The 21,973-nt window shown below is 70.9% G+C and carries 16 protein-coding genes; 5 read left to right on the plus strand and 11 right to left on the minus strand.

What is annotated here, in order from left to right; translation table 11 throughout:
* Positions 1 to 42 precede the first annotated feature (42 nt).
* Positions 43 to 1,554 (plus strand): dGTP triphosphohydrolase, encoded by a 1,512-nt coding sequence (gene dgt, locus AB0M35_RS12935; RefSeq protein WP_363744749.1) that lies wholly within the window; start codon positions 43 to 45, stop codon positions 1,552 to 1,554.
* 9 nt (positions 1,555 to 1,563) lie between these two features.
* On the opposite strand, the gene AB0M35_RS12940 is transcribed toward dgt, so the two are convergent.
* The 6 genes from AB0M35_RS12940 to AB0M35_RS12965 all read right to left on the minus strand — a co-directional run bounded on the left by AB0M35_RS12940 (position 1,564) and on the right by AB0M35_RS12965 (position 8,575).
* Positions 1,564 to 2,247, minus strand: coding sequence for a NeuD/PglB/VioB family sugar acetyltransferase (locus AB0M35_RS12940; protein ID WP_363744751.1), 684 nt, complete (start codon positions 2,245 to 2,247; stop codon positions 1,564 to 1,566).
* Positions 2,248 to 2,333: 86 nt separating this feature from the next.
* Positions 2,334 to 3,485, minus strand: coding sequence for an MBL fold metallo-hydrolase (locus AB0M35_RS12945; protein ID WP_363744753.1), 1,152 nt, complete (start codon positions 3,483 to 3,485; stop codon positions 2,334 to 2,336).
* A gap of 112 nt (positions 3,486 to 3,597) precedes the next feature.
* Positions 3,598 to 4,782, minus strand: coding sequence for a zinc-dependent alcohol dehydrogenase (locus tag AB0M35_RS12950; RefSeq protein ID WP_363744755.1), 1,185 nt, complete (start codon positions 4,780 to 4,782; stop codon positions 3,598 to 3,600).
* A 402-nt stretch (positions 4,783 to 5,184) separates the two neighbouring features.
* The gene (locus AB0M35_RS12955; protein WP_363744757.1) at positions 5,185 to 5,946 is read right to left on the minus strand and encodes a succinate dehydrogenase/fumarate reductase iron-sulfur subunit; all 762 of its coding nucleotides are present in this window, start codon (positions 5,944 to 5,946) and stop codon (positions 5,185 to 5,187) included.
* Positions 5,943 to 7,880, minus strand: a complete 1,938-nt coding sequence (locus tag AB0M35_RS12960) for a fumarate reductase/succinate dehydrogenase flavoprotein subunit (RefSeq protein ID WP_363744759.1) — start codon at positions 7,878 to 7,880, stop codon at positions 5,943 to 5,945. The genes AB0M35_RS12955 and AB0M35_RS12960 overlap by 4 nt, the downstream gene beginning before the upstream one ends.
* A gap of 2 nt (positions 7,881 to 7,882) precedes the next feature.
* Entirely contained in the window at positions 7,883 to 8,575 is a 693-nt protein-coding gene (locus AB0M35_RS12965) for a succinate dehydrogenase cytochrome b subunit (RefSeq protein WP_363744761.1), read from the minus strand.
* Between the two features lie 77 nt (positions 8,576 to 8,652).
* Here AB0M35_RS12965 and AB0M35_RS12970 point away from each other — a divergent pair, with 77 nt between their 5' ends.
* Together AB0M35_RS12970 and AB0M35_RS12975 are read left to right on the plus strand one after the other, a co-directional pair.
* A complete protein-coding gene (locus tag AB0M35_RS12970) occupies positions 8,653 to 9,585 on the plus strand; it encodes a LysR family transcriptional regulator (protein ID WP_363744763.1) in 933 nt (310 codons plus the stop codon).
* A 66-nt stretch (positions 9,586 to 9,651) separates the two neighbouring features.
* Positions 9,652 to 10,995: an FAD-dependent monooxygenase gene (locus tag AB0M35_RS12975; protein WP_363744764.1), complete on the plus strand. Its 1,344-nt coding sequence runs from the start codon at positions 9,652 to 9,654 to the stop codon at positions 10,993 to 10,995.
* Here AB0M35_RS12975 and hrpA read toward each other — a convergent pair.
* Positions 10,962 to 15,020, minus strand: coding sequence for an ATP-dependent RNA helicase HrpA (hrpA, locus tag AB0M35_RS12980; RefSeq protein WP_363744766.1), 4,059 nt, complete (start codon positions 15,018 to 15,020; stop codon positions 10,962 to 10,964). The two genes, AB0M35_RS12975 and hrpA, sit on opposite strands and share 34 nt — an antisense overlap.
* Positions 15,021 to 15,161: 141 nt before the next feature.
* Between hrpA and AB0M35_RS12985 the strand changes: the two genes are divergently transcribed.
* On the plus strand, positions 15,162 to 15,542 hold the full coding sequence (locus tag AB0M35_RS12985) for a cytidine deaminase (RefSeq protein WP_363744767.1): 381 nt from the start codon (positions 15,162 to 15,164) through the stop codon (positions 15,540 to 15,542).
* A 124-nt stretch (positions 15,543 to 15,666) separates the two neighbouring features.
* Here the strand turns inward: AB0M35_RS12985 and AB0M35_RS12990 are convergent, their stop codons facing one another.
* The 4 genes from AB0M35_RS12990 to trmB form a co-directional block, all read right to left on the minus strand.
* A complete protein-coding gene (locus AB0M35_RS12990; RefSeq protein ID WP_363744769.1) occupies positions 15,667 to 16,560 on the minus strand; it encodes a hypothetical protein in 894 nt (297 codons plus the stop codon).
* Between the two features lie 216 nt (positions 16,561 to 16,776).
* The gene (locus tag AB0M35_RS12995; protein WP_363744771.1) at positions 16,777 to 17,421 is read right to left on the minus strand and encodes a hypothetical protein; all 645 of its coding nucleotides are present in this window, start codon (positions 17,419 to 17,421) and stop codon (positions 16,777 to 16,779) included.
* A gap of 138 nt (positions 17,422 to 17,559) precedes the next feature.
* Positions 17,560 to 20,064, minus strand: a complete 2,505-nt coding sequence (locus AB0M35_RS13000; protein WP_363744773.1) for a DUF3516 domain-containing protein — start codon at positions 20,062 to 20,064, stop codon at positions 17,560 to 17,562.
* A gap of 138 nt (positions 20,065 to 20,202) precedes the next feature.
* Positions 20,203 to 20,844 (minus strand): tRNA (guanosine(46)-N7)-methyltransferase TrmB, encoded by a 642-nt coding sequence (gene trmB / locus AB0M35_RS13005; RefSeq protein WP_363745209.1) that lies wholly within the window; start codon positions 20,842 to 20,844, stop codon positions 20,203 to 20,205.
* Positions 20,845 to 21,069: 225 nt separating this feature from the next.
* On the opposite strand from trmB, the gene AB0M35_RS13010 reads away from it, so the two are divergent.
* On the plus strand, positions 21,070 to 21,663 hold the full coding sequence (locus AB0M35_RS13010; RefSeq protein WP_363745211.1) for a hypothetical protein: 594 nt from the start codon (positions 21,070 to 21,072) through the stop codon (positions 21,661 to 21,663).
* The last annotated feature ends 310 nt before the right edge of the window (positions 21,664 to 21,973 follow it).

Below are 21,973 nucleotides of genomic sequence, written 5' to 3' on the forward strand. Positions count from 1 at the left end.
TGTGGGTTCCGTCGTGCATTCTGCCGGGCTACCGTGGCGATCATGGAAGCACCTGTGGAGCCTCGGGCGCGGCGACTGTTCGGCGGCAGCGCGCGTGCCCTCGGCGACCTGGCGACCAGCCCGTTCCGGGCCGATCGGGACCGCATCGTCAGCTCGCCGTTCTTCGCCCGACTGGGCGGAGTCACCCAGGTGGTGAGCCCGGGCGGATCCGGGCTGCTGGTGCACAACCGGCTCACCCACAGCCTCAAGGTCGCCCAGGTGGCCCGGGCGATCGCCGAGCACCTCACCGCCGACGGGTGGCAGCGCGACCTGGCGGAGAAGCTGGGCGGCTGCGACCCGGACGTGGTGGAGGGCGCCGCGCTCGCCCACGACCTCGGCCATCCGCCCTTCGGCCACCTGGGGGAGCGGGTGCTGGACCGGTTGGCCCGGCACCGGCTCGGCCTGCCCGACGGATTCGAGGGCAACGCCCAGTCGTACCGGATCGTCACCTCGACCGAGATCCGTGGCGCGGCGACCACCGGCCTGGACCTGACCGCGGCGGTGCGGGCGGCGATGCTGAAGTACCCGTGGACCCGGCTCGACCACCCCGACCCGCATCCGCGGCTGATGGACCCGCCGCCGCGCGGGGCCAGCCCACCGCCCGACGACCCGGACAGCGGCTCGGCGAAGTTCGGGGCGTACCGCACCGAGCTGGACGACCTGCGGCAGGCTCGGGCGCCGTTCGTCGGGCGGATCGCCGACTGGCAGCAGACCGTCGAGGCGTCGGTGATGGACATCGCCGACGACATCGCGTACGCCATCCATGACGTGGAGGACTTCTACCGGGTCGGGGTGCTCCAACAGGGCGCGGTGGCCGCCGAGCTGATGGCCTGGCAGCGCGAGGGTGGTCATCTGCGGGCCATCACCGACGCGGCGCTGGCCACCTCGGCCCGCCGGCCCGGTGCGGCGATCGAGCGACTGCGCCGGCAGCTGCACCGCAAGGACGGCTGGGTCGCTGACGACGACGCCTTCGCCTCGGCCGTCGAACACGTCCGGGAGGAACTGGTCGACGGGCTGCTCGCCGTGCCGTTCGACGGCTCGATCGAGGCGGAACAGTACGTGGCCCGCTTCTCCGCCCGGTGGACCACCCGGTTCGTCGACGCGATCACCCTCACCGAGAAGCCGTCCCTGCGCTCCGGGCACGTGCTGCTCGCCGCAGCGCAGTGGCACGAGGTGCAGGTGCTCAAGTTCGTGCACCACCGGTTCGTGCTGGCCCGCCCCGACCTGGCGTTGCACCAGCGCGGCCAGGCCCGGCTGCTCGGCACCCTGGTCGAGGCGCTGCTGGAATGGCTGCTCGACCCGGAGGAGGAGTCCCGGCTGCCTCGACGCCTGCACGACCTGGTCGAGTTGGCCGAGGCGGAACTGCATCCGCGTACCCCGGACCGGATCGGCAAGGCCCGGGGCCGCGCGATCGTGGACTTCGTGGCCCAACTGACCGACGGGCAGGCGGTGGCGATGCTCGACTCCCTCTCCGGCCGCTCCGGCGCACTGTGGACCGACGCGTTCGTGCTCTGAGGGCGGGACTCAACGAGCCGGTACGCCCTTGACGACGACGTCGGGCGGCACGTCGCGGACCACGCAGGCGCCGGCACCGACCGTCGCGCCGGCACCGACGCGCAGTCCGGGCAGCACCACGGCGCCCGCTCCGATCAGCGCGGCGGTACCGAGACGACAGTCGCCGGAGACGGCGGCGAGCGGGTGCAGCGACACATGGTCGCCGACCACACAGTCGTGGGCGAGGGTGGCGTTCTGGTTGACGTGCAGGTGCCGTCCGGCGGTGACGTTGGTGGTGATCCGTGCCCCGGCGAACACCACCAGGCCCTCGGCGCAGACGAGGTCGGCACCGACGGTGGCGTCCGGGTGCACGAGACTCGCCACGGGCAGGCCGAACGCGTCGATCCGGGTGGCCACGGTCCGCCGGACCCGCGGGTCGCCCAGGGCGAGCGTGACGTGGGTCTGCGGAGGCAGGTCCTTGAGAGCGGCGAGGGTGCCGAGGTACGGCAGGCCGGTCGCCTCCGCCCGCTTACGGTTGACTTCCGACGGGGCGTCGTCGACGAAGCCGACCGGCCGCCAGGCCAGCCGACCGACCGCCTCGTTGACCGCCGCCACCAGTTGGGCGATCTCCCGGCCATGGCCTCCGCAGCCGACGATGACAAGGTCCAGACTCGCCTGCGGAACCGCGACACCCGCGTAGCGGCGAACCTGCATGCTTCTCCTCCGAACGCCGACCGATCCGCGAACAGATTAGCCAATTTGCGCAGAAGGAGGAATTATCGCCCCGATCGTGGTGAGTCTCAGGCGATCGCCTGCCACCAGCCGTCGACCGGCGGCGGATCGTCGACCACCACCCGCTCGCCCGGGCGCGGCACGGCCAGCCGGACGTCGCGTGCCTTGGCCTCGGCCCAGAGCCGGTCCACCGGCTCGGACCAGTCGTGCAACGCGAGGTTGAACGTCGCCCAGTGCACCGGTACGAACAGCCCACCGCGCAGATCGACGTGGGCTTCGACCGCCTCCTCCGGAAACATGTGGATGCTCGGCCAGGCCCGGTCGTACGCGCCGATCTGCATGAGCGTCACGTCGAACGGGCCGTGTGCGGCACCGATCTCGGCGTAGCCGGCGAAGTAGCCGGAGTCGCCGGTGTAGTAGACCTTGCGCTGCCGACCGGCCACCGCCCAGGAACTCCACAGGGTGCCGTTGCGGCGCAGCCCCCGGCCGGAGAAGTGCTGGGCGGCGGTGCAGGTGATGTCCAGACCGGCCAGCCGGTGGGTCTGCGCCCAGTCCAGTTCGACGATCCGGTCGGCCGGCACTTCCCACCGGTCGAGATGGGCGCCGACGCCCAACGGCACCAGGAACGGCGCAGACTGGCGCGCCGTCAGTGCGCGCACCGTGGTCATGTCGAGGTGGTCGTAATGGTCGTGGGAGATCAGGATCGCGTCGAGGCGGGGTAGTTCGTCCAGGCGTACCGGCGGTTCGTGTAGTCGGCGTGGGCCGAGCGACGACGACGGCGAGCACCGCTCGCTCCACACCGGGTCGAGCAGCACCCGCCGTCCCTCGATCTCGATCAGCGTGGTGGCGTGGCCGTACCAGATCACGTTCAGCTCGCGTGCCGGGTCGATCGACGTCTCGGCGACCGGCCGGACCAGCGGCACGGGGGCGTTCGGCCGTCGCTTCTGCTTACCGAGGAGCAGCTCGCGGATCAGGTTGCGGTCCGGTGCGGGGGCCGTGATCGGGGTGCCCGGCCGGTTGTGGAAGACACCGTCGCGGAACTGCGGCGACCGGGCCGCCCGGGCTGCCCGGACACCGGCCAGCCGACCACCGAGCGCGGCCGGCACGTCCCGGGCCGCCCAGGCCAGACCGGCCAACCCGGCCAGGGCCGCGAGCCCCGCCATCGATCCACTGAGCCGTCGTCCGGTCCGCTGCCCGGTCGGCTCCTGTGACGCCCGCATGGCTCCCCCTCCGCTGATCCCGGCGTCCACGTTAGCCGTCGCTGTCCGCTTCAGCCGCCGTCACTGCGACGGTACGAATGGGCCCGCTGCCGGTGCGCCACCGCCGATGCGCTCACGGGGCGAGCACGACCTTGACGCAGCCGTCCTCCTTGCGCTGGAACATCTCGTACGCCTGCGGCGCCTGCGTCAGCGGCAGCCGGTGGGTCCGCAGGTCCTCCACGCCGAGCGGATCACCGTCGGCGGCGAGCAGCGGGATGATCTCGTCGGTCCAGCGTCGGACGTGACACTGGCCCATCCGTACCTGGATGCCCCGGTCGAACATCTCCATCAGCGGCAACGGATCCACCTCGCCGCCGTACACCCCGGAGATGGAGACGGTGCCACCACGCCGGGCGGCCTTCATCGCGGCCTTGAGCACGACGAGCCGGTCCACCCCGACCTTGTCGATCATCGGCCCGGCCAGCTTGTCCGGGAGCAACCCGGCGGCGGTCTGGGCGATCTTGCCCAGCGGTGCGCCGTGCGCCTCCATGCCGACGGCATCGATCACCGCGTCCGGCCCACGCCCGTCCACCAGGTCGATCAACGCACCGGGTACGTCGTCGAGTTGGCTGACGTCGAGCACCTCGATGCCGTGCCGACGGGCCATCGCCAGCCGCTCCGGCACCAGGTCGAGGCCGATCACCCGCTCGGCGCCGAGGTGCCGGCCGACCCGGGCACAGAGCTGGCCCACCGGGCCGAGGCCGAACACGGCCAGGGTGCCGCCGCGCGGGGTGTCGGCGTACTTCACGGCCTGCCAGGCGGTGGGCAGGATGTCGGACAGGTAGAGCCACCGCTCGTCCGGGCCGGTCTCCGGAACCTTGATCGGCCCGAACTCGGCGTGCGGCACCCGCAGGTACTCGGCCTGGCCGCCGGGCATGGAGCCGTACAGGGAGGTGTAGCCGAACAGTGCGGCGCCCTTGCCCTCGGCGGTGACCTGGGTGGTCTCGCACTGCGCGTACAACTGTCGGGAGCACATCCAGCATGAGCCGCAGGCGATGTTGAACGGCACCACCACCCGGTCGCCGGGCTTGAGCCGGGTCACCCCCGCGCCGACCTCCTCGACGATGCCCATCGGCTCGTGCCCCAGCACGTCGCCCGGCTTGAGGTACGGCCCGAGCACCTCGTAGAGGTGCAGGTCCGAGCCGCAGATCGCGGTGGAGGTGATCCGTACGATCGCGTCGGCCGGTTCCTCGATGCGCGGGTCCGGGACCTCCTCGACCCGTACGTCCCGCTTGCCCTGCCACGTCAGCGCCCGCATGCCCGCCTCCTCGTCGTCCGCATAGCGGACTGCTACCCCCACCGGCGGGCTTCAACCGGCCGGCTCACCTGGACCGGTCGAGGCGGCGCCGAGCCGGCGGTGCCGGGGTTACCGCGGTGGGTGGTCATCCCGGAGCGGATCAAGGGAGGTGGTCGAGAAGGAGTATCCGGCGATCGCAGACGCAAACCTCTTGATCGACGATGGGCGTCCGGCAGGAGGTGCGCCGGGCGGAGTCGACGACAGTGATGGAGCCCGATGGCGCAAGCGGCTCAGCTCGACAGCGTCCAAGCGGCGCAGCGTGCCTGTCCCGGCACCCGGCGGACGCGGTGGCTTGGGGCGGTGGTCCGGACGCGCGACGGCCGCCTCCGCCCGCAAATGGCGGAGGCGGCCGTCCACGGTGGGTCAGGTGCCGGGGGTGTCGCCTCGCTTGGAACTGGCGGTCAGGTAGTCGCGGTTGAGGCGGCCGATGGTGGACAGCGGGATGCCCTTGGGGCAGACGGCGGTGCACTCGCCGGCGTTGGTGCAGCCGCCGAAGCCGGCCTCGTCGTGCGCATCGACCATGCCGATGACCCGGGTGTAGCGCTCCGGCTGGCCCTGCGGCAGCAGCCCCAGCTGGGTGACCTTGGCGGCGGTGAACAGCATGCCGGAGCCGTTCGGGCAGGCCGCCACACAGGCGCCGCAGCCGATGCAGGCGGCCGACTCGAAGGCGGCGTCGGCGTTGGCCTTGGCCACCGGCACCGAGTGGGCCTCGGGCGCGCTGCCGGTGGGCGCGGTGATGTACCCGCCAGCCGCGATGATCTTGTCGAAGGCGTTGCGGTTGACCACCAGGTCCTTGATGACCGGGAAGGCGCGGGCCCGCCACGGCTCGATGTCGATCGTGTCACCGTCTTTGAACTGCCGCATGTGCAGCTGGCAGGCGGTGGTGCCGCGCTGCGGCCCGTGCGCGTTGCCGTTGATCATCAGGCCGCACATGCCGCAGATGCCCTCACGGCAGTCGTGGTCGAAGGCGACCGGCTCCTCGCCGGCGAGGATGAGCCGCTCGTTGAGCACGTCGAGCATCTCCAGGAACGACATGTCCGGGGAGACGTCCTCGACCTGATAGGTCACCATCCGACCCTTGTCCTGGGGACCGGACTGGCGCCAGATGCGCAGGGTCAGATTCACTTGTAGCTCCGCTGCGTGGGGTGGACGTATTCGAACTTCAGGTCTTCCTTGTGCAGCACCGAGGGCTCGCCGGTGGCGGTGAACTCCCAGGCGGCGACGTAGGCGAAGTTGTCGTCGTCGCGCTGCGCCTCGCCGTCGGGGGTCTGGTGCTCGGCCCGGAAGTGGCCGCCGCAGGACTCCTCGCGGTGCAGGGCGTCGATGCACATCAGCTCGGCCAGCTCGAAGAAGTCGGCCACCCGGCCGGCCTTCTCCAGCGACTGGTTGAGCCCGTCGGCGTCGCCGACGATCCGCACCCGCTGCCAGAACTGCTCGCGCAGCGCGCGGATCTCGTCGATCGCCTTGCGCAGCCCGGCGTCGGAGCGCTCCATGCCGCAGTGTTCCCACATGATCTGGCCCAGCTCGCGGTGGAACGAGTCCACCGTGCGGTCGCCGTTGACGGCGAGCAGCCGCTGGAGCCGGTCCTCCACGTCACGGCGCGCCTCGATCGCGGCCGGGTGGCTGCCGTCGATCTGCTCGAACGGGCCGGCGGCCAGGTAGTTGGCAATCGTGTTGGGCAGCACGAAGTACCCGTCGGCCAGCCCCTGCATCAGCGCCGAGGCGCCGAGCCGGTTCGCGCCGTGGTCGGAGAAGTTCGCCTCGCCGATCACGAACAGGCCGGGGATGGTGGACTGGAGGTCGTAGTCGACCCAGAGGCCACCCATCGTGTAGTGCACGGCGGGGTAGATCCGCATCGGGACCTGGTACGGGTCCTCACCGGTGATCCGCTCGTACATCTCGAAGAGGTTGCCGTACTTGGCCTCGATGGCCTTGCGGCCGAGCCGGTCGATGGCGTCGGCGAAGTCGAGGTAGACGCCGAGCTTGGTCGGGCCCACGCCGCGCCCCTCGTCGCAGACGTTCTTCGCGGCCCGCGAGGCGATGTCCCGGGGCACCAGGTTGCCGAAGGACGGGTAGATCCGCTCCAGGTAGTAGTCCCGCTCGTCCTCGGGGATGTCCCGTGGCGCGCGGTCGTCGCCCTTGGCCTTCGGTACCCAGACCCGGCCGTCGTTGCGCAGCGACTCACTCATCAGAGTCAGCTTCGACTGGTGGTCGCCGGAGACCGGGATGCAGGTCGGGTGGATCTGGGTGTAGCAGGGGTTGGCGAAGTACGCGCCCTTGCGGTGCGCCCGCCAGGTGGCGGTGACGTTGCAGCCCTTGGCGTTGGTGGAGAGGTAGAAGACGTTGCCGTAGCCGCCGGAGGCGAGCACCACCGCGTCGGCGAACTCGCTGGTGATCTCGCCGGTGACCAGGTCCCGGACCACGATGCCCCGGGCCTTGCCGTCGACGACGATCAGCTCCAGCATCTCGTGCCGGGAGTTCATCTCCACGTTGCCCAGGCCGATCTGCCGCTCCAACGCCTGGTACGCGCCGAGCAGCAGCTGCTGGCCCGTCTGGCCCCGGGCGTAGAAGGTGCGCTGCACCTGGGCGCCGCCGAACGAGCGGGTGTCGAGCAGGCCGCCGTACTCGCGGGCGAACGGCACGCCCTGTGCGACACACTGGTCGATGATGTTCGCCGAGACCTCGGCCAGCCGGTGCACGTTCGACTCCCGGGAGCGGAAGTCGCCGCCCTTGACCGTGTCGTAGAAGAGCCGGTGCACCGAGTCGCCGTCGTTGCGGTAGTTCTTGGCGGCGTTGATGCCACCCTGCGCGGCGATCGAGTGCGCCCGGCGCGGGCTGTCCTGGTAGCAGTACGACTTGACCCGGTAGCCCTGCTCGGCCAGCGTGGCGGCGGCCGAACCGCCGGCCAGGCCGGTGCCGACCACGATCACCGTCATCTTGCGCCGGTTGGCCGGGTTCACCAGCTTGGCCTCGAACCGACGGCGCTCCCAGCGGCTCTCGATCGGGCCGTCGGGAGCCCGGGTGTCGGCGACCGGGTCGCCCTCGATGTACAGATCCATGGTCAGGACACCAATCCGGTGAGTACGGCGAACGGGACCACGAGGTAGCCGGCGACGAGCGCCACGGCGAAGACCAGCGCCACCGCCCGCGCCCGCTGCTCGCCGCGCGGGGTCTGCTGGCCCAGGCTGCGCAGCGCACTGAACAAGCCGTGCCGCAGGTGGAAGCCGAGCGTGACGACCGCCAGGGTGTAGAAGAGCGTGACGTACCAGCGCTCCGGCGCGAAGCCGGCGACCACGTTGGCGTACGGCCGGGACGGGTCGCCGACCGGATTCAGCGTGCCGGTGGTCAGGTCCAACAGGTGGTAGATCACGAAGAGCAGGATGATCACGCCGCCCCAGCGCATGGTGCGGGCGGCATAGCTGCCCCGGACCTTCTTGCGGTGGGCGTAGCGCACCGGGCGGGCGGCGCGGGCGCGCAGGGCCAGCACCGTGGCGGCCCAGATGTGCCCGACCGCAGCGACCACGAGGCCGATGCGCATGAACCAGAGGAACCAGACGCCCGGCAGCACCGGCTTGCCGACCTCGCGCAGCCAGTGCGCGTACCCGTTGAACGACGAGTCGCCCGAGAAGACCTTCAGGTTGCCCAGCATGTGCGCGATGAGGAAGAACACCAGGAAGATGCCCGTCACCGCCATGACGGCCTTCAGGCCGACGTTGGAACGGATGGGCGACCGCGTTCGAGTCGTGACTACCACCCGACCGACGCTAGGAGCACTTTGATCAGTCGTCCAATGCATCGACACCGCAGGCTTGATAGCCATAAGCTATGTAGATGCAGCTCCATCAGCTCAAGTACTTCGTCGCAGTGGCTGAAGTACGACATTTCACCCAGGCGGCCGACGTCGTCGGCATAACCCAGCCTTCGTTGAGTAAGCAAATTCACGCCCTGGAGGACACCCTCGGCGCCCCGCTGTTCGAGCGGGTAAGGGGCAACATCACCCTCACTGCGGCCGGTGAGGTGCTGCTGCCCCTGGCCAAGCGGATCCTCGCCGACGTGGACACCGCCACCCGGGAGGTGCAGGAGCTGGTCGGCCTGCGGCGGGGCCGGGTCCGCCTCGGTGCCACCCCGAGCCTGGCCACCTCCCTCGCGCCGCCGGTGCTGCGCCGCTTCCGCGACGCCCACCCCACGGTCGACCTGAGGGTGGAGGAGGGCGGCTCGCAGGACCTGGTCCGCGACCTGCTCCGCGGCGACCTGGACCTAGCGTTGATCATCATGCCGGCCCAGGGCACCGATCCGGGGCTGCGCGCCGACCCGATCCTGACCGAGAGTCTGGTGGTCGCCTCGGTCGACCCGCTGCCGACCGCGTACCCGGGTGGTGACCTGCGCATCACCGACCTGCGCGACCAGCCGCTGGTGATGTTCCGCGAAGGCTACGACCTGCGCGACGCCACCCTCCAGGCGTGTCGGGCCGCCGGCTTCGAACCGACCCTGTCGGTCGACGGCGGCGAGATGGACGCCGTGCTCAGCTTCGTCGAGGCCGGGCTGGGCGTCGCCCTGGTTCCCGGCATCGTGGTGGCCCGCCGACCCGGCATCCGGGTCACCCGACTGGCCCCGCCCGGGGTGCGCCGCACCATCGCGGTGGCCCGCCGCCGCGACGTGGTACCCACCCACGCCGGGCGCGAACTGCGGCGCATCCTGCTCGACTACGTGCACACCGCCACCGCCGCCGACGAACTCCCGCCCGGAGTCGAGCCGCTGACCTGAGCGCGGCCCGGAATCGAGCACGAACGAAGCTGCCCCGCTCCGGAGCCCACCCATAGGCTGCCCCGCATGGCAGCCTCCGGTCGCGCCGTCGTCGTCGGAGCCAGTCTGGGCGGGTTGCTCGCCGCCCGGGCATTGGCGGACAGCTTCGCCGAGGTGATCCTGCTGGACCGGGACACACCGCCGACCGAGCCGGTGCACCGTCGGGGCGTCCCGCAGGGCCGGCACGTCCACGTCCTGCTCGACCGGGGTCGGCAGGCCCTGGAGAGCCTGTTCCCCGAACTCGGCGCCGAGCTGTACCGTCTCGGCGCCATGCCGGTCGACCTGCACGGTCAGGTGCACTGGTACAACGACGGCCACCGGATGCTCGCGGCCCGCTCCGACCTGACCGGCTTCGGCATGAGCCGACCGCTGCTCGAACAGGTGGTCCGGGAGCGGACCGGGAACCTTCCCGGCGTGACCGTGGTGCCCGACTGCGAGGTGACCGGGCTGCTCACGACGGCCGACCGCAGCCGGGTCACCGGGGTGCGACTCGCCCCGCGCGACGGCCGAGCACAGACCCTGACCGCCGATCTCGTGGTCGACGCCGGTGGCCGGGCCAGCCGCAGCCCGGTCTGGCTGGCCGAACTCGGATACCCGACGGTGGAACAGGAGCGGGTCGAGGTCGGGGTCACCTACGTGACCCGCCGTTACCGGCGGGAAGACGGCCAACTGGAGGAGAAACTCGGCGTACTCTCCAACGCGATGCCGGGACGCCCCCGCTACGGCGTGGTCGCACCGCAGGAAGGTGGGCGGTTCGCGGTCACCATGGCGGGCATCCTGGGCGAGGCGCCCCCGGTCGACGAAGCCGGATTCATCCGGTACGCCACCTCGCTGGCCGCCCCGCAGGTCGGGGAACTGGTCCAGCACGGGCAGCCGTTGGACGAGCCGGTGCTGATGCGCTTCCCGGCCAGCGTCCGGCGTCGCTACGAACGGCTGCCCCGGTTCCCGGACGGCTACCTGGTCTTCGCCGACGCGCTGTGCAGCCTCAACCCGGTCTACGGGCAGGGCATCACCGTCGCCGCCGTGCAGGCGTTGCTGCTGCGCCGCCTGCTCGCCCGAGGGCGCCACCGGTTGGCCCGGCGGTTCTTCCGGCGGGCGGCCCGGGTGATCGACGCGCCCTGGTCCATCGCCGTCGGCACCGATCTGCGCTTTCCCGGAGTCAACGGGCGGCGCACCCTGAAAGTCCGCTTCGTCAACGCCTACCTGGCCCGACTGCACGTCGCGGCCGCACACGACGCGGTGCTCGGCGCGGCCTTCCTGCGGGTGGTCAACCTGATCGACCCGCCGGCCCGGCTGCTCCGCCCGGACGTGCTGCTCCGGGTACTCCTCGGCGGGCGTCAACGCCCTTCGGCGTCGTCCATGGCGCGGTAGATGCGCTGCTCCGAAATCGGGTACGGGGTACCCAGGGCCTGCGCGAAGACGCTCACCCGCAGCTCCTCGATCATCCAACGGATCTGCCGCACCGCGACAGAACCGCGGCGGGCCGGGGGAAGCGCGGCGAGCATCTCGTCGTACTCCCGCTGAACCACCGCGATCCGGTCCTGCAACTGCTTGTCCCGGGGCGGATTGCCGGGCAGCCGGTCCATCCGCCGCTCGACAGCGGTCAGGTAGCGCAGCAGATCGGGCAGCCGCGCATAGCCGACCTCGGTGATGAAGCCGGCGTGCACCAGCCCGGTGAGCTGGTTGCGGATGTCGGCCAGGGCGGCGACCACGGCCAGGTTCTTCGTCGCGCCGAGGCGCTGCTGCACCACGTACGCGGCGGCGAGCACCGCCCGCACCCGCTCCATCACCTCCATCACGGTGTCCACCAGGTCGGCGCGGACCCTGTCCCGCAGCGCGGCGAAGCCCTCGGCGTCCCAGGCCGGCCCGCCGGCGTCGGCGACCAGCTTGTCGATCGCGGCACCCGTGGCGTCCTCGATCAGCGCCTGCACCCCGCCGTGCGGGTTGCGCGACAGGGCCAGCTTCGCCTCGTTGGACAACCGTCCGGCCAGGAACTTCGCCGGTGAGGGCACGGTCAGCCGCAGCAGCCGCCGGGTACCGGCCCAGTGCGCGGCCTCCTGCTCGGCCGGGGAGTCGAAGACCCGTACCCCGACCGTGGTCCCCTCGTCCACCAGCGCGGGGTACGCGGTCACCGCGTACCCCGCCCGGACCTGCTCGATGGTGCGCGGCAGGGTGCCGATCTCCCAGCCGGTCAGCCCGGTGCGGGCCACGTCCGGCGCGGCGGCGGCCACCACCTGACGTACCTCGGCCTTGAGTTGGCGTTGCAGGGCCGGCAGGTCCTTGCCCTCGGCGACCGGCTGGTCGTCGTCACCGAGCACCCGGAAGGTGACCCGCAGATGCGCCGGCAACTTGCCGACGTCCCAGGCCTCGCGGGGCACGGTCACCCCGGTCATCCGGCGCAGTTGCCGGGTCAGCGCCTCCAGCAGCGGCTCCTCGCCGGGGGTGATCGCAGCCAGCACGGCGCGGGCATAGTCCGGCACTGGTACGAAGTTGCGCCGCACCGGCTTGGGCAGCGAACGGATCAACGCGATGACGAGTTCCTCCCGCAGGCCCGGCACCTGCCAGTCGAAGCTCTCCGCGGGCACCTGGTTGAGCAGCGGCAACGGGATGTCGACGGTCACCCCGTCGGTCGGGGCGCCTGGCTCGAACGTGTACGTCAACGGCAGCTCGACACCTTCGGAGCGCCACTGGTCGGGGAAGTCGGCCTCGTCCACCCCGCCCCGACCGGCGTTGATCAGCAGCTCACGGGTGAAGGTGAGCAGGTCGGGCTGCTCCCGGCGGGTCTTCTTCCACCAGGTGTCGAAGTGCCGCCCGGAGACCACCTCGGCGGGAATCCGCTCGTCGTAGAACTGGAAGATCGTCTCGTCGTCGACCAGGATGTCCCGCCGTCGGGCCCGACTCTCCAACTCCTCCACCTCGGTGCGCAGCCGCTGGTTGTCGCGCCAGAACTGGTGGTGGGTGGACCAGTCGCCCTCGACCAGCGCGTGCCGGATGAACAGTTCCCGGCTGAGCACCGGATCGATCCGGCCGAAGTTCACCTTGCGCGAGGCGACCAGCGGTACACCGTAGAGCGTCACCTTCTCGTACGCCATCACCGCCGCCTGCTTCTTTTCCCAGTGCGGCTCGCTGTAGCTGCGTTTGACCAGGTGCTGGGCCAGCGGTTCGACCCACTCGGGTTCGATCCGCCCGTTAACCCGCCCCCAGAGCCGGGAGGTCTCCACCAGTTCGGCGGCCATCACCCAGCGCGGCGGCTTGCGGAACAGCGCCGAGCCGGGGAACAGCCCGAACTTCGCCCCCCGGGCACCCAGGTACTCGTGTTTCTGGGCGTCCTTGAGACCGACGTGCGACAGCAGGCCGGGCAGCAGCGACTGGTGCACCTTCGGCGTGTCGATCTCCTCCGGCAGGTCCGCGCCGGCCTGGCGGCGCCCACCTCCGCCGGCAGCGGCGTCGTCGGCGCCTCGCCGGCCGCGTCCCCGGCCGTCCGACTCGGCGGTACGCAACACCTGGCGCAACTGGCTGACGATGTCCTGCCACTCGCGTACCCGCAGGTAGTTGAGGTACTCGGCCTTGCACATCCGGCGGAACGCGCTGGAGGACAACTCCCGCTGCTGTTCGCGCAGATATCGCCACAGGTTCAGAAACGCCACGAAGTCGGACTCTTTGTCGGCGAACCGGGCGTGCGCCTGGTCGGCCTGAGCCTGTTTGTCGGCCGGTCGCTCGCGTGGGTCCTGGATCGACAACGCGGCGGCGATCACCATCACCTCGGTGGCGCAGCCGTTGCGCTCACCTTCCAGCACCATCCGCGCGAGCCGAGGGTCGACCGGAAGCTGGGCCAGCCGCCGGCCGAGCGGGGTGAGCCGCCGCGCCGGGTCGGTCTCGGTCGGGTCCAGGGCACCCAACTCGTGCAGCAGGTTGACCCCGTCGGTGATGTTGCGGCGGTCCGGCGGGTCGATGAACGGGAAGGCGGCGATGTCGCCCAGACCGATGGCGGTCATCTGAAGGATGACCGAGGCCAGATTGGTACGCAGGATCTCCGGGTCGGTGAACTCGGGCCGCGACTGGAAGTCCTGCTCGTCGTAGAGCCGGATGCAGATGCCGTCCGAGGTACGCCCGCAGCGGCCCTTGCGCTGGTTCGCGCTGGCCTGCGACACCGCCTCGATGGGCAGCCGTTGCACCTTCAGCCGCTGCGAGTAGCGGGAGATCCGGGCGGTACCGGGATCCACCACGTACTTGATGCCGGGCACGGTCAGCGAGGTCTCCGCGACGTTCGTCGCCAGCACCACCCGCCGGCCGCTGTGCGGGGCGAAGACCCGGTGCTGCTCGGCGACGCTCAGCCGGGCGTACAACGGCAGGATCTCGGTGCCGAGCAACGACCGCTTGTTCTGCACCAGCTTGCCCAGCGCGTCGGCGGTGTCGCGGATCTCCCGTTCGCCGCTGAGGAAGACCAGGATGTCGCCGGGGCCCTCGGCGGCCAGTTCCTCGACCGCGTCGCCGATGGCCTGGATCTGGTCGCGGACGTTCTCCTCGTCGGCGTTGTCCTCGTCGGTGTCCACCACCTCGACCAGCGGCCGGTAGCGCACCTCGACCGGGTACGTCCGCCCGGACACCTCGACCACCGGCGCCGGTACGCCCTCGGGATGCTCGTCGGTCGGCGGACCGGCGAAGTGCCGGGCGAACCGGTCGGTCTCGATCGTCGCCGAGGTGATGATCACCTTGAGATCGGGCCGACGGGGTAGCAGCTGCTTGAGATAGCCGAGAATGAAGTCGATGTTGAGGCTGCGCTCGTGCGCCTCGTCGATGATCAGCGTGTCGTACTGGCGCAGCATCCGGTCGGTCTGCAACTCGGCCAGCAGAATGCCGTCGGTCATCAGTTTGACCAGGCTCTGCTCGCTGACCTGGTCGGCGAAGCGCACCTTGAAGCCGACGACGTCGCCCAGTTCGGTGCCCAACTCCTCGGCGATCCGGTCGGCGACCGTACGCGCGGCCAGCCGACGGGGCTGCGTGTGCCCGATCAGCCCGCTGATCCCGCGCCCCAACTCCAAGCAGATCTTCGGCAGCTGGGTGGTCTTGCCCGACCCGGTCTCGCCGGCCACGATCACCACCTGGTGGTCCCGGATCGCGGTGGCGATGTCGTCCTTGCGCTCGCTGACCGGCAGCGCCGCCGGGAAGGTGATCTTCGGTAGCGCGGCCCGTCGCCGTTCCAGCCGATCTTCCGCCGCGGCCACCTCGGCCGCGATCTCGGCCAACGCCGGCTCACGCCGCTGCGGGTCACGCAGCCTGCGCACCCCGTCCAGCCGTCGCCGCAGGTGGCGTTGGTCGCGGAACATCAACGGGGCGAGGCGGCGCTGCAACGCGCGGATCGGATCGGTCGCGGCAGGTGAGACTGGATTCTGCATGTCGTGCCCAAGGATAGGCAGCCCGCTGCCGACCCGCCTCCGGGTTACCCCGTCGTCTCGCCAGCACTGTCGGCATACTCCACCCTGACGGCGGCGGTCTATGGTTGAGCGTCGAGCCGGGAGCGGAACGCGGGGACGCCGATGACGATGCGTGACACCGATCGGGCGCTGGTGCAGGCCGCCAGCGCGGTGGCGAAGCTGCGTTGTCGCAGCGCTGCCCACACTCTCGCCACGGCGGCCCGTACCGCCGACGGTCGGGTCGTCTCCGCTGTCAACGTGGTGCACACCACCGCAGGAGCCTGCCCCGAGGTGGTTGCGCTCGGTGCCGCCGTCACCCAGGGGGTGGGGGAACTGGAGACCATCGTTACGGTCGGCGACCGCGGCCGGTCCCTGGTCACCCCCTGTGAGCCATGCCGTCAGCTGCTGGGTGACCTGCTTCCGTCGCTGCGAGTGATCGCTGGCCCGATCGACGACCCTCGGGTCGTACCGATCGCCGAGCTGGCCGCAACCAACCCCCGCTAATTCCTCCTCCCACCCGTACCTCAGGGTGTGTGCAACTTCGGGGAAAATGCGGCCTCCGATAGCGCCGAGGCGACATCTTCCCCGAAGTTGCCCGGCGGGGGCGGTGGGTCGGCGTGGGCGTGGGTCAGCGGGTGCGGGTGCGGATTGCTTGGCGGAGTTCGGTGAGAAAGCCGTCGAAGTCTTCGCGGAGCCGTTGCGCCGTCACGTGTAACACGATCCAGTCCTCGCCGAGCAGGCGGTTGAGTCGGCGCCGGTCGCGGTGGAACTGCTCCGGGTTGTCGTGCCAGAGGCCGTCGTACTCGACCGCGATCTTCAGCTCCGGCCAGGCCAGGTCGACGCGCGCGACGAATCTACCGTCCCGCTGCACCACGAACTGGGTGACCGGCTGGGGGACGCCGGCCAGCACGATGCGCACCCGCAGCCGTGACTCCTGAGCCGACTCCGCGCCGGGGTCTGCCAACTGCGCCACCCGAAGCATGCGCTTCCAGCCCCGGGCACCGCGACGACGGTGTGCCAGGTCCCGCAGTTGGTCGGTGCGCACCAGCCGTCGGCCGAGCAACCGGTCCACCACGACCACGGCCTCTTCCACACCGAGCCATTGGGCCAGATCCCAGCAGGTCCGCAGCGGCGTGGTGACCGGCATCCCGGCGTGCGACAGGACCTCGAACCCGGCGACCTCGGCGGTGTGCACCGCGAGACCGGCGACCGGCCCGAAGCGTTGCCCGGCGGGCACCAGGATGTCCAGCGGGTCGGCGTCCTCGATGAACCCGGCACCGAACAGCGCTGCGGCGCTGCGCCCGGCGATTGCCGCGCCGGGCGGAAGCAGCCAGCGTGCCGCAGCCTGGCAACGGGTGCGGTGCGAGATGGTGAGCTGGGCGTCGGCGTACACGTCCCGGAAGACCGGGCGCCACGCCCTGCTACGCAGTTCACCCCGGGTCAGCAGCCCTCGGGCCACGGCCCGGGAACCTCGGAAGACGCGCCCACGTAGTTGCGGCGGGCGCCGAGCGGAAGTGGCCATGTCGTCCACTCTGGATGAGCGAAACCCAGTCCCGACACCCCCTGTGGATAACCCGTTCCCTCCCGCATCTTCACCACCACCACCGACGCGCAGCGGAGTGCAACTTCGGGGAAGATGTCGCCTCGGCGCGATCGGAGGCAGCATCTTCCCCGAAGTTGCACGGCGGGGCGGCGGGGTTGGGGTTAGGCGGCGGCGGCGGGGCGGCGGGGGTTGGGGTTAGGCGGCGGCGGACCAGATGGCGCGGAAGGCGGCGGCCTCGCCGGCGAGCCAGCGTTCGATCTCGTCGGACTTGGCGCCCTCGGGCATCCGGTGGGTGAGGCCCCGGCGTACGTCGACCAGGATCGGTTCGGCGTGCGGTAGCACGGCATCCATGTGCCGGGACATCAGGTGCAGGGTGGCGAGTGCGGCCTCGTCGCTGGGCGGGGTCTCGTCGAAGTGCAGCCGGACCGCCTCGGCGCGGCCATCGGCATGGCGTACGCCGAAGTGGGGATTGATCTTGACGGGCAGGTCGCCGAGCAGGGCGAGGGCGTCGCGGGTCTGGGCGAGATCCACCGAACGCGGCTCGCCCAGGGAGTGCAGCCAGGCCGTCGCGCCCGGCACCAGCGCCTGGTAGAGCGGGCGCCACCGGGGCTTGACCACGTCGATCACCTGCGCGAGATGGGTGCCGCCGGTGTGGAAGGCGATGTCGGCCTTGAGTGCCTTGACGAACTGGCCGTGCGGGTTGAAGCCGGAGCGGCTCGCCCGCTGTCGACGCAGACCGCCGACGAAGTTGGCCTTGGTCGGGCCGGTGCGGCCGACATACCTGGTGAAACCGAGGAGGGTGGCGTACGGCGTGAGGGGGGCGGAGATGGGCGCTGTCACGAGCATCCTCCCAGGTCAGGAACTCGATTAGTACATACATTCTAATCGACGGAGCTGACATCGCCCAGGGAAGATAAGGGGCCACCCGGACACTCCGGGTGGCCCCTTGAAAAGTTTCCGGCCGGGCGCCGGCCGACCTCAGAGCTGACCGACGTCGGTGATCCGGATGACCGCCGTGCCCGCCTCGTCCGAGGCGGCCAGGTCGACCTCGGCGCTGACACCCCAGTCGTGGTCGCCGTCGGGGTCGTCGAGGATCTGCCGTACCGTCCAGCGTTCCCGGCCCTGCTCGATCATGAGAAGTGCCGGGCCACGGGCGTTCGGCCCGGTGCCGATCTCCCCGTACGTCTCGAAGTAGGGCTCAAGCGCCTCGGCCCAGGCGTCGGCGTCCCATCCGGTGGCTGCGTCCAGTTCGCCGAGCGCGTCCCAGTGCCGTAGCGCGGCCAACTCGACCCGGCGGAACAGGGCGTTGCGTACGAGTACCCGGAAGGCTCGGGCGTTGCGGGTCACGGCCGTGGGGCGGTCCTCCAGGGCGGCGGCGACGTCCGGCAGGTCGGTCGGGTTGCGCAGCCGCTCCCACTCGTCGATCAGGCTGGAGTCGACCTGGCGGACCAGTTCGCCGAGCCACTCGATCAGGTCGATCAGCTCGTCGGTCTTGGCTTCCTCGGGCACGGTCTGTCGCAGCGTCTTGTACGCGTCGGCCAGGTACCGCAGCACCAGGCCCTCCGAGCGGGACAGCCCGTAGAACTGCACGAACTCGGTGAAGGTCATCGCCCGCTCGTACATGTCGCGGACCACCGACTTGGGGGAGAGTTGGTGGTCGGCGACCCACGGGTGGCCCTGCCGGTACATCTCGTACGCGTTGTTCAGCAACTCGGCCAGCGGCTTGGGCCAGGTCACCTCGTCGAGCAGTTCGAGGCGGGCCTCGTACTCGATGCCCTCGGCCTTCATCGCGGCGACCGCCTCGCCGCGCGCCTTGAACTGCTGCGCGGAGAGCACCTGGCGCGGGTCGTCGAGGATCGACTCGATTACGCTCAGCACGTCCAGGGCGTACGACGGGGACTCGCTGTCCAGAAGTTCGATGGTGGCCAGGGCCAGCGGCGACAGCGGCTGGTTGAGCGCGAAGTCGAGTTGCAGGTCGACGGTGAGTCGGACCCGCCGGCCGGTCTCGTCCGGCTCGGGCAACTCCTCGACCACGCCACCGGCCCGCAGCGCGCGGTAGATGGCGATGGCCCGCCGGATGTGCCGGCGCTGGGTCGCGGCGTCCTCGTGGTTGTCGGTGAGCAGGTGCCGCATGGCGGCGAACGCGTCACCGGGACGGCCGATGACGTTGAGCAGCATCGAGTGGCTGACCTGGAAGCTGGAGGTCAGCGGCTCCGGCTCGGCTTCGACCAGCCGCTGGAAGGTCGGCTCACCCCAGCCGATGGAACCCTCCGGCGGCTTCTTGCGCACCACCTTGCGTCGCTTCTTCGGATCGTCACCGGCCTTGGCGAGGGCCTTCTCGTTCTCGATCACGTGCTCGGGGGCCTGCACCACGACCCGACCGATGGTGTCGAAGCCGGCCCGGCCGGCGCGGCCGGCGATCTGGTGGAACTCGCGGGCCTTGAGCAGTCGGGTACGCACCCCGTCGTACTTGGACAGGCCGGTGAACAGCACCGTACGGATCGGCACGTTGATGCCGACGCCGAGGGTGTCCGTACCGCAGATGACCTTGAGTAGTCCGGCCTGGGCCAGGGTTTCCACCAACCGGCGGTACTTGGGCAGCATCCCGGCGTGGTGTACGCCGATGCCGTGGCGGACCAGCCGCGACAGCGTCTTGCCGAAGCCGGAGGTGAATCGGAAGCTCCCGATCGCCTGCGCGATCATGTCCTTCTCGGCGCGGGTGCAGACGTTGACGCTCATCAGCGCCTGGGCGCGCTCCAGGGCGGCGGCCTGGGTGAAGTGCACGACGTAGACCGGGGCCTGCTTGGTCTCCAGCAGTTCCTCCAGCGTCTCGTGCAGCGGCGTCATCGCGTACGAGAAGATCAGCGGGACGGGCCGCTCGGCCGAGCGGACGACGGCGGTCGGCCGGCTGGTGCGCCGGGTCAGGTCGTCGACGAACCGGGTGGTGTCGCCCAGCGTGGCCGACATCAGGACGAACTGCGCCTGCGGCAGTTCGATCAGCGGCACCTGCCAGGCCCAGCCCCGGTCCGGCTCGGCGTAGAAGTGGAACTCGTCCATGATCACCTGGCCGACGTCGGCCCGGGAGCCCTCGCGCAGCGCCAGGTTGGCCAGGATCTCCGCGGTGCAGCAGATGATCGGGGCGTCGGCGTTGACGCTGGCGTCGCCGGTGAGCATGCCGACGTTCTCGGCGCCGAAGACCTCGCAGAGTGCGAAGAACTTCTCCGACACCAGGGCCTTGATCGGCGCGGTGTAGAAGGTCGTCCGGTCGTCGGCCAGGGCGGCGAAGTGCGCGGCGATCGCGACCAGGCTCTTACCCGAGCCGGTCGGCGTATTCATGATCACGTTGGCCCCGGAGACGATCTCGATGACCGCCTCCTCCTGATGGGGATAGAGGTCAAGGCCGCGCTCGGACGCCCAACTGGCGAACGCGTCGTAGAGGGTGTCGGGGTCGGCGGTCTTCGGCAGCGCGGCGGTGAGTGTCATGGCCGGTCCATGGTGCCTGGATCATGCCCTCCGACGCCAACGGGGTGCCCGGTTTCGTCGGGTCGACGGTTGACAAGGGCCCCTGTACCACGCCCGGCGTTTAGCAGGGGCCCTTCCTTACCGTCTCATCACCGCCGGTCAGCGGCGGCGGTAGATCAGGTCGGCGATCGGGCGGCCGACGCGCAGCGCCCGCCGTTCGAACCGGGTCACCGGCCGGTGGGCAGGCCGAGGCGCATAACCGTCGTGCAGGTTGACCAGGCCCGGATCGGCGTCCAGGGTGACCCGCATCGCCTCGGCGTACTCCGCCCAGTCGGTGGCGCAGTGCAGCGTGCCGCCGACGGCCAGTCGGGAGCGCAGCAACGCGACGTGCGTCGGCTGGATCAGGCGCCGTTTGTGGTGCCGGGACTTGGGCCACGGGTCCGGGAAGAAGACGTGCACCGCGTCCAGCGAGTCCGGCGGGAGTCCCTTCATCAACTCCACGGCGTCGCCCTCGGCGACCCGGACATTGCCCAGTTCACGCCGGTGGAGCAGGTCCAGCAGGTTGGCGATTCCGGGCGTGTGCACCTCGACTGCCAGATAGTCTCGATCCGGGTCGGCGGCGGCCATCTCGACGGTCGTGTCGCCCATGCCGGACCCGATCTCCAGCACCAGCGGAGCCCGGCGACCGAAGAGCCCGGCAGCATCGAACGGCACGGCAGGATCGGACGACACGGCATCGCAGACGCGTAGGCCGTACACCGGCCAAAGCTGTTGCAGCGCCGTCGTCTGCCGGTCGCTCATTCGGCCGCGTCGCGGGTGGAAGGTACGGATCGCCCGCGCCGGGTGCGGCGCGGCGCCTGCGGAGATCGGTTCGGTGGAGGTCACAGCGAACCGAGCTTACGCGAGCACGATGCCGGATCGGATGTGATGTACGACCGGGGGTGAGACCATCATCCCGTACGGCAGACCGGGTGTCCGGCGGCGCCCGGCGACTGCTCTGTCGCGCCGGGAGGGGGCCTCGTGTCAGTGACCCGCACTCGTCCGGCGTTGTCGGTCGCCACGTTCGCGGCCCCGGCGCTCGCCCTCGCGACCGTCGCCCCGCTGCTCGCCGTCGCCCTGATGGGGGCCCCGACACCGGCCCGGGCCGCAGGCCCGGCCGCCACCACCCACGCCGTGCGAGCCGCGCTGCCGATCGCTGCGCCGCAGCCGCCCGGCCCCCACGTCTTCATCGAGGTCAGCCCGAGCACGGTTGAACCGGGGCACCTGGTCGGCCTGCGGGCCAGTTGCCAGGACAACTCCGTCGGCGCCATCGCCGTCTCGGACGCCTTCGGCCGGGTCGCCGTACAGCCGCAACGCGGGCTGCTGACCGGCACCGCACAGGTGAAGGACCGGGTGCTGCCCGGCAGCTACCGGGTCAAGCTGGAGTGCCGGGGCGGGGAGAGCGCCTCGACGATGCTCCAGGTGGTACGCACCGTCAAACCCAGCCGGGGACCGGCCACCGGGTTCGGCGGTGGCGCCGGAACCACGCCCGGCCTGCTGTTGCCCGGAGGGCTCGCGCTGACCGTCAGCGGGATGATCCTCTGGGCCGTGGCCGCCCGGCGACGCCGCACCGGCCGGTGAGCTGCCATGGCCGCCGCCCGAGCACCCCGCCCCACCGGCTCCGGCCGTACCGCCCGACCGGTCGACTCGGCGCGGGGGACAGGGACCGGACGGAGCATGCGTCCGGCTGGTAGCCCGCCGCGCCCCGGGCCTCGCCCCGAGGTGTTCGTGCCACCCGCCGGCAACACGGCACGACGTCCGGCCGGCCCCGCCGCATCTCCGGATCTCTTCGTACCGCCGGCCGCCGCGCCGCCCACCGGCCACCCGGCACGCGGCTCCGCGAGACCGGTCGCGGGCCATCCGACACGCGGCTCCGCGAGACCGCCCACCG

Origin of the sequence: Micromonospora sp. NPDC051196, from assembly GCF_040682415.1 — a bacterium.
Taxonomy (GTDB): domain Bacteria; phylum Actinomycetota; class Actinomycetes; order Mycobacteriales; family Micromonosporaceae; genus Micromonospora.

Excerpts from the sequence above, each read along its gene's own strand:
- dgt (WP_363744749.1), top strand. The coding sequence starts at position 43 with ATGGAAGCACCTGTGGAGCCTCGGGCGCGGCGACTGTTCGGCGGCAGC.
- AB0M35_RS12940 (WP_363744751.1), bottom strand. The coding sequence starts at position 2,247 with ATGCAGGTTCGCCGCTACGCGGGTGTCGCGGTTCCGCAGGCGAGTCTG.
- AB0M35_RS12945 (WP_363744753.1), bottom strand. The coding sequence starts at position 3,485 with ATGCGGGCGTCACAGGAGCCGACCGGGCAGCGGACCGGACGACGGCTC.
- AB0M35_RS12950 (WP_363744755.1), bottom strand. The coding sequence starts at position 4,782 with ATGCGGGCGCTGACGTGGCAGGGCAAGCGGGACGTACGGGTCGAGGAG.
- AB0M35_RS12960 (WP_363744759.1), bottom strand. The coding sequence starts at position 7,880 with ATGGATCTGTACATCGAGGGCGACCCGGTCGCCGACACCCGGGCTCCC.
- AB0M35_RS12970 (WP_363744763.1), top strand. The coding sequence starts at position 8,653 with ATGCAGCTCCATCAGCTCAAGTACTTCGTCGCAGTGGCTGAAGTACGA.
- AB0M35_RS12975 (WP_363744764.1), top strand. The coding sequence starts at position 9,652 with ATGGCAGCCTCCGGTCGCGCCGTCGTCGTCGGAGCCAGTCTGGGCGGG.
- hrpA (WP_363744766.1), bottom strand. The coding sequence starts at position 15,020 with ATGCAGAATCCAGTCTCACCTGCCGCGACCGATCCGATCCGCGCGTTG.
- AB0M35_RS12985 (WP_363744767.1), top strand. The coding sequence starts at position 15,162 with ATGACGATGCGTGACACCGATCGGGCGCTGGTGCAGGCCGCCAGCGCG.
- AB0M35_RS12990 (WP_363744769.1), bottom strand. The coding sequence starts at position 16,560 with ATGGCCACTTCCGCTCGGCGCCCGCCGCAACTACGTGGGCGCGTCTTC.
- AB0M35_RS13000 (WP_363744773.1), bottom strand. The coding sequence starts at position 20,064 with ATGACACTCACCGCCGCGCTGCCGAAGACCGCCGACCCCGACACCCTC.
- trmB (WP_363745209.1), bottom strand. The coding sequence starts at position 20,844 with ATGAGCGACCGGCAGACGACGGCGCTGCAACAGCTTTGGCCGGTGTAC.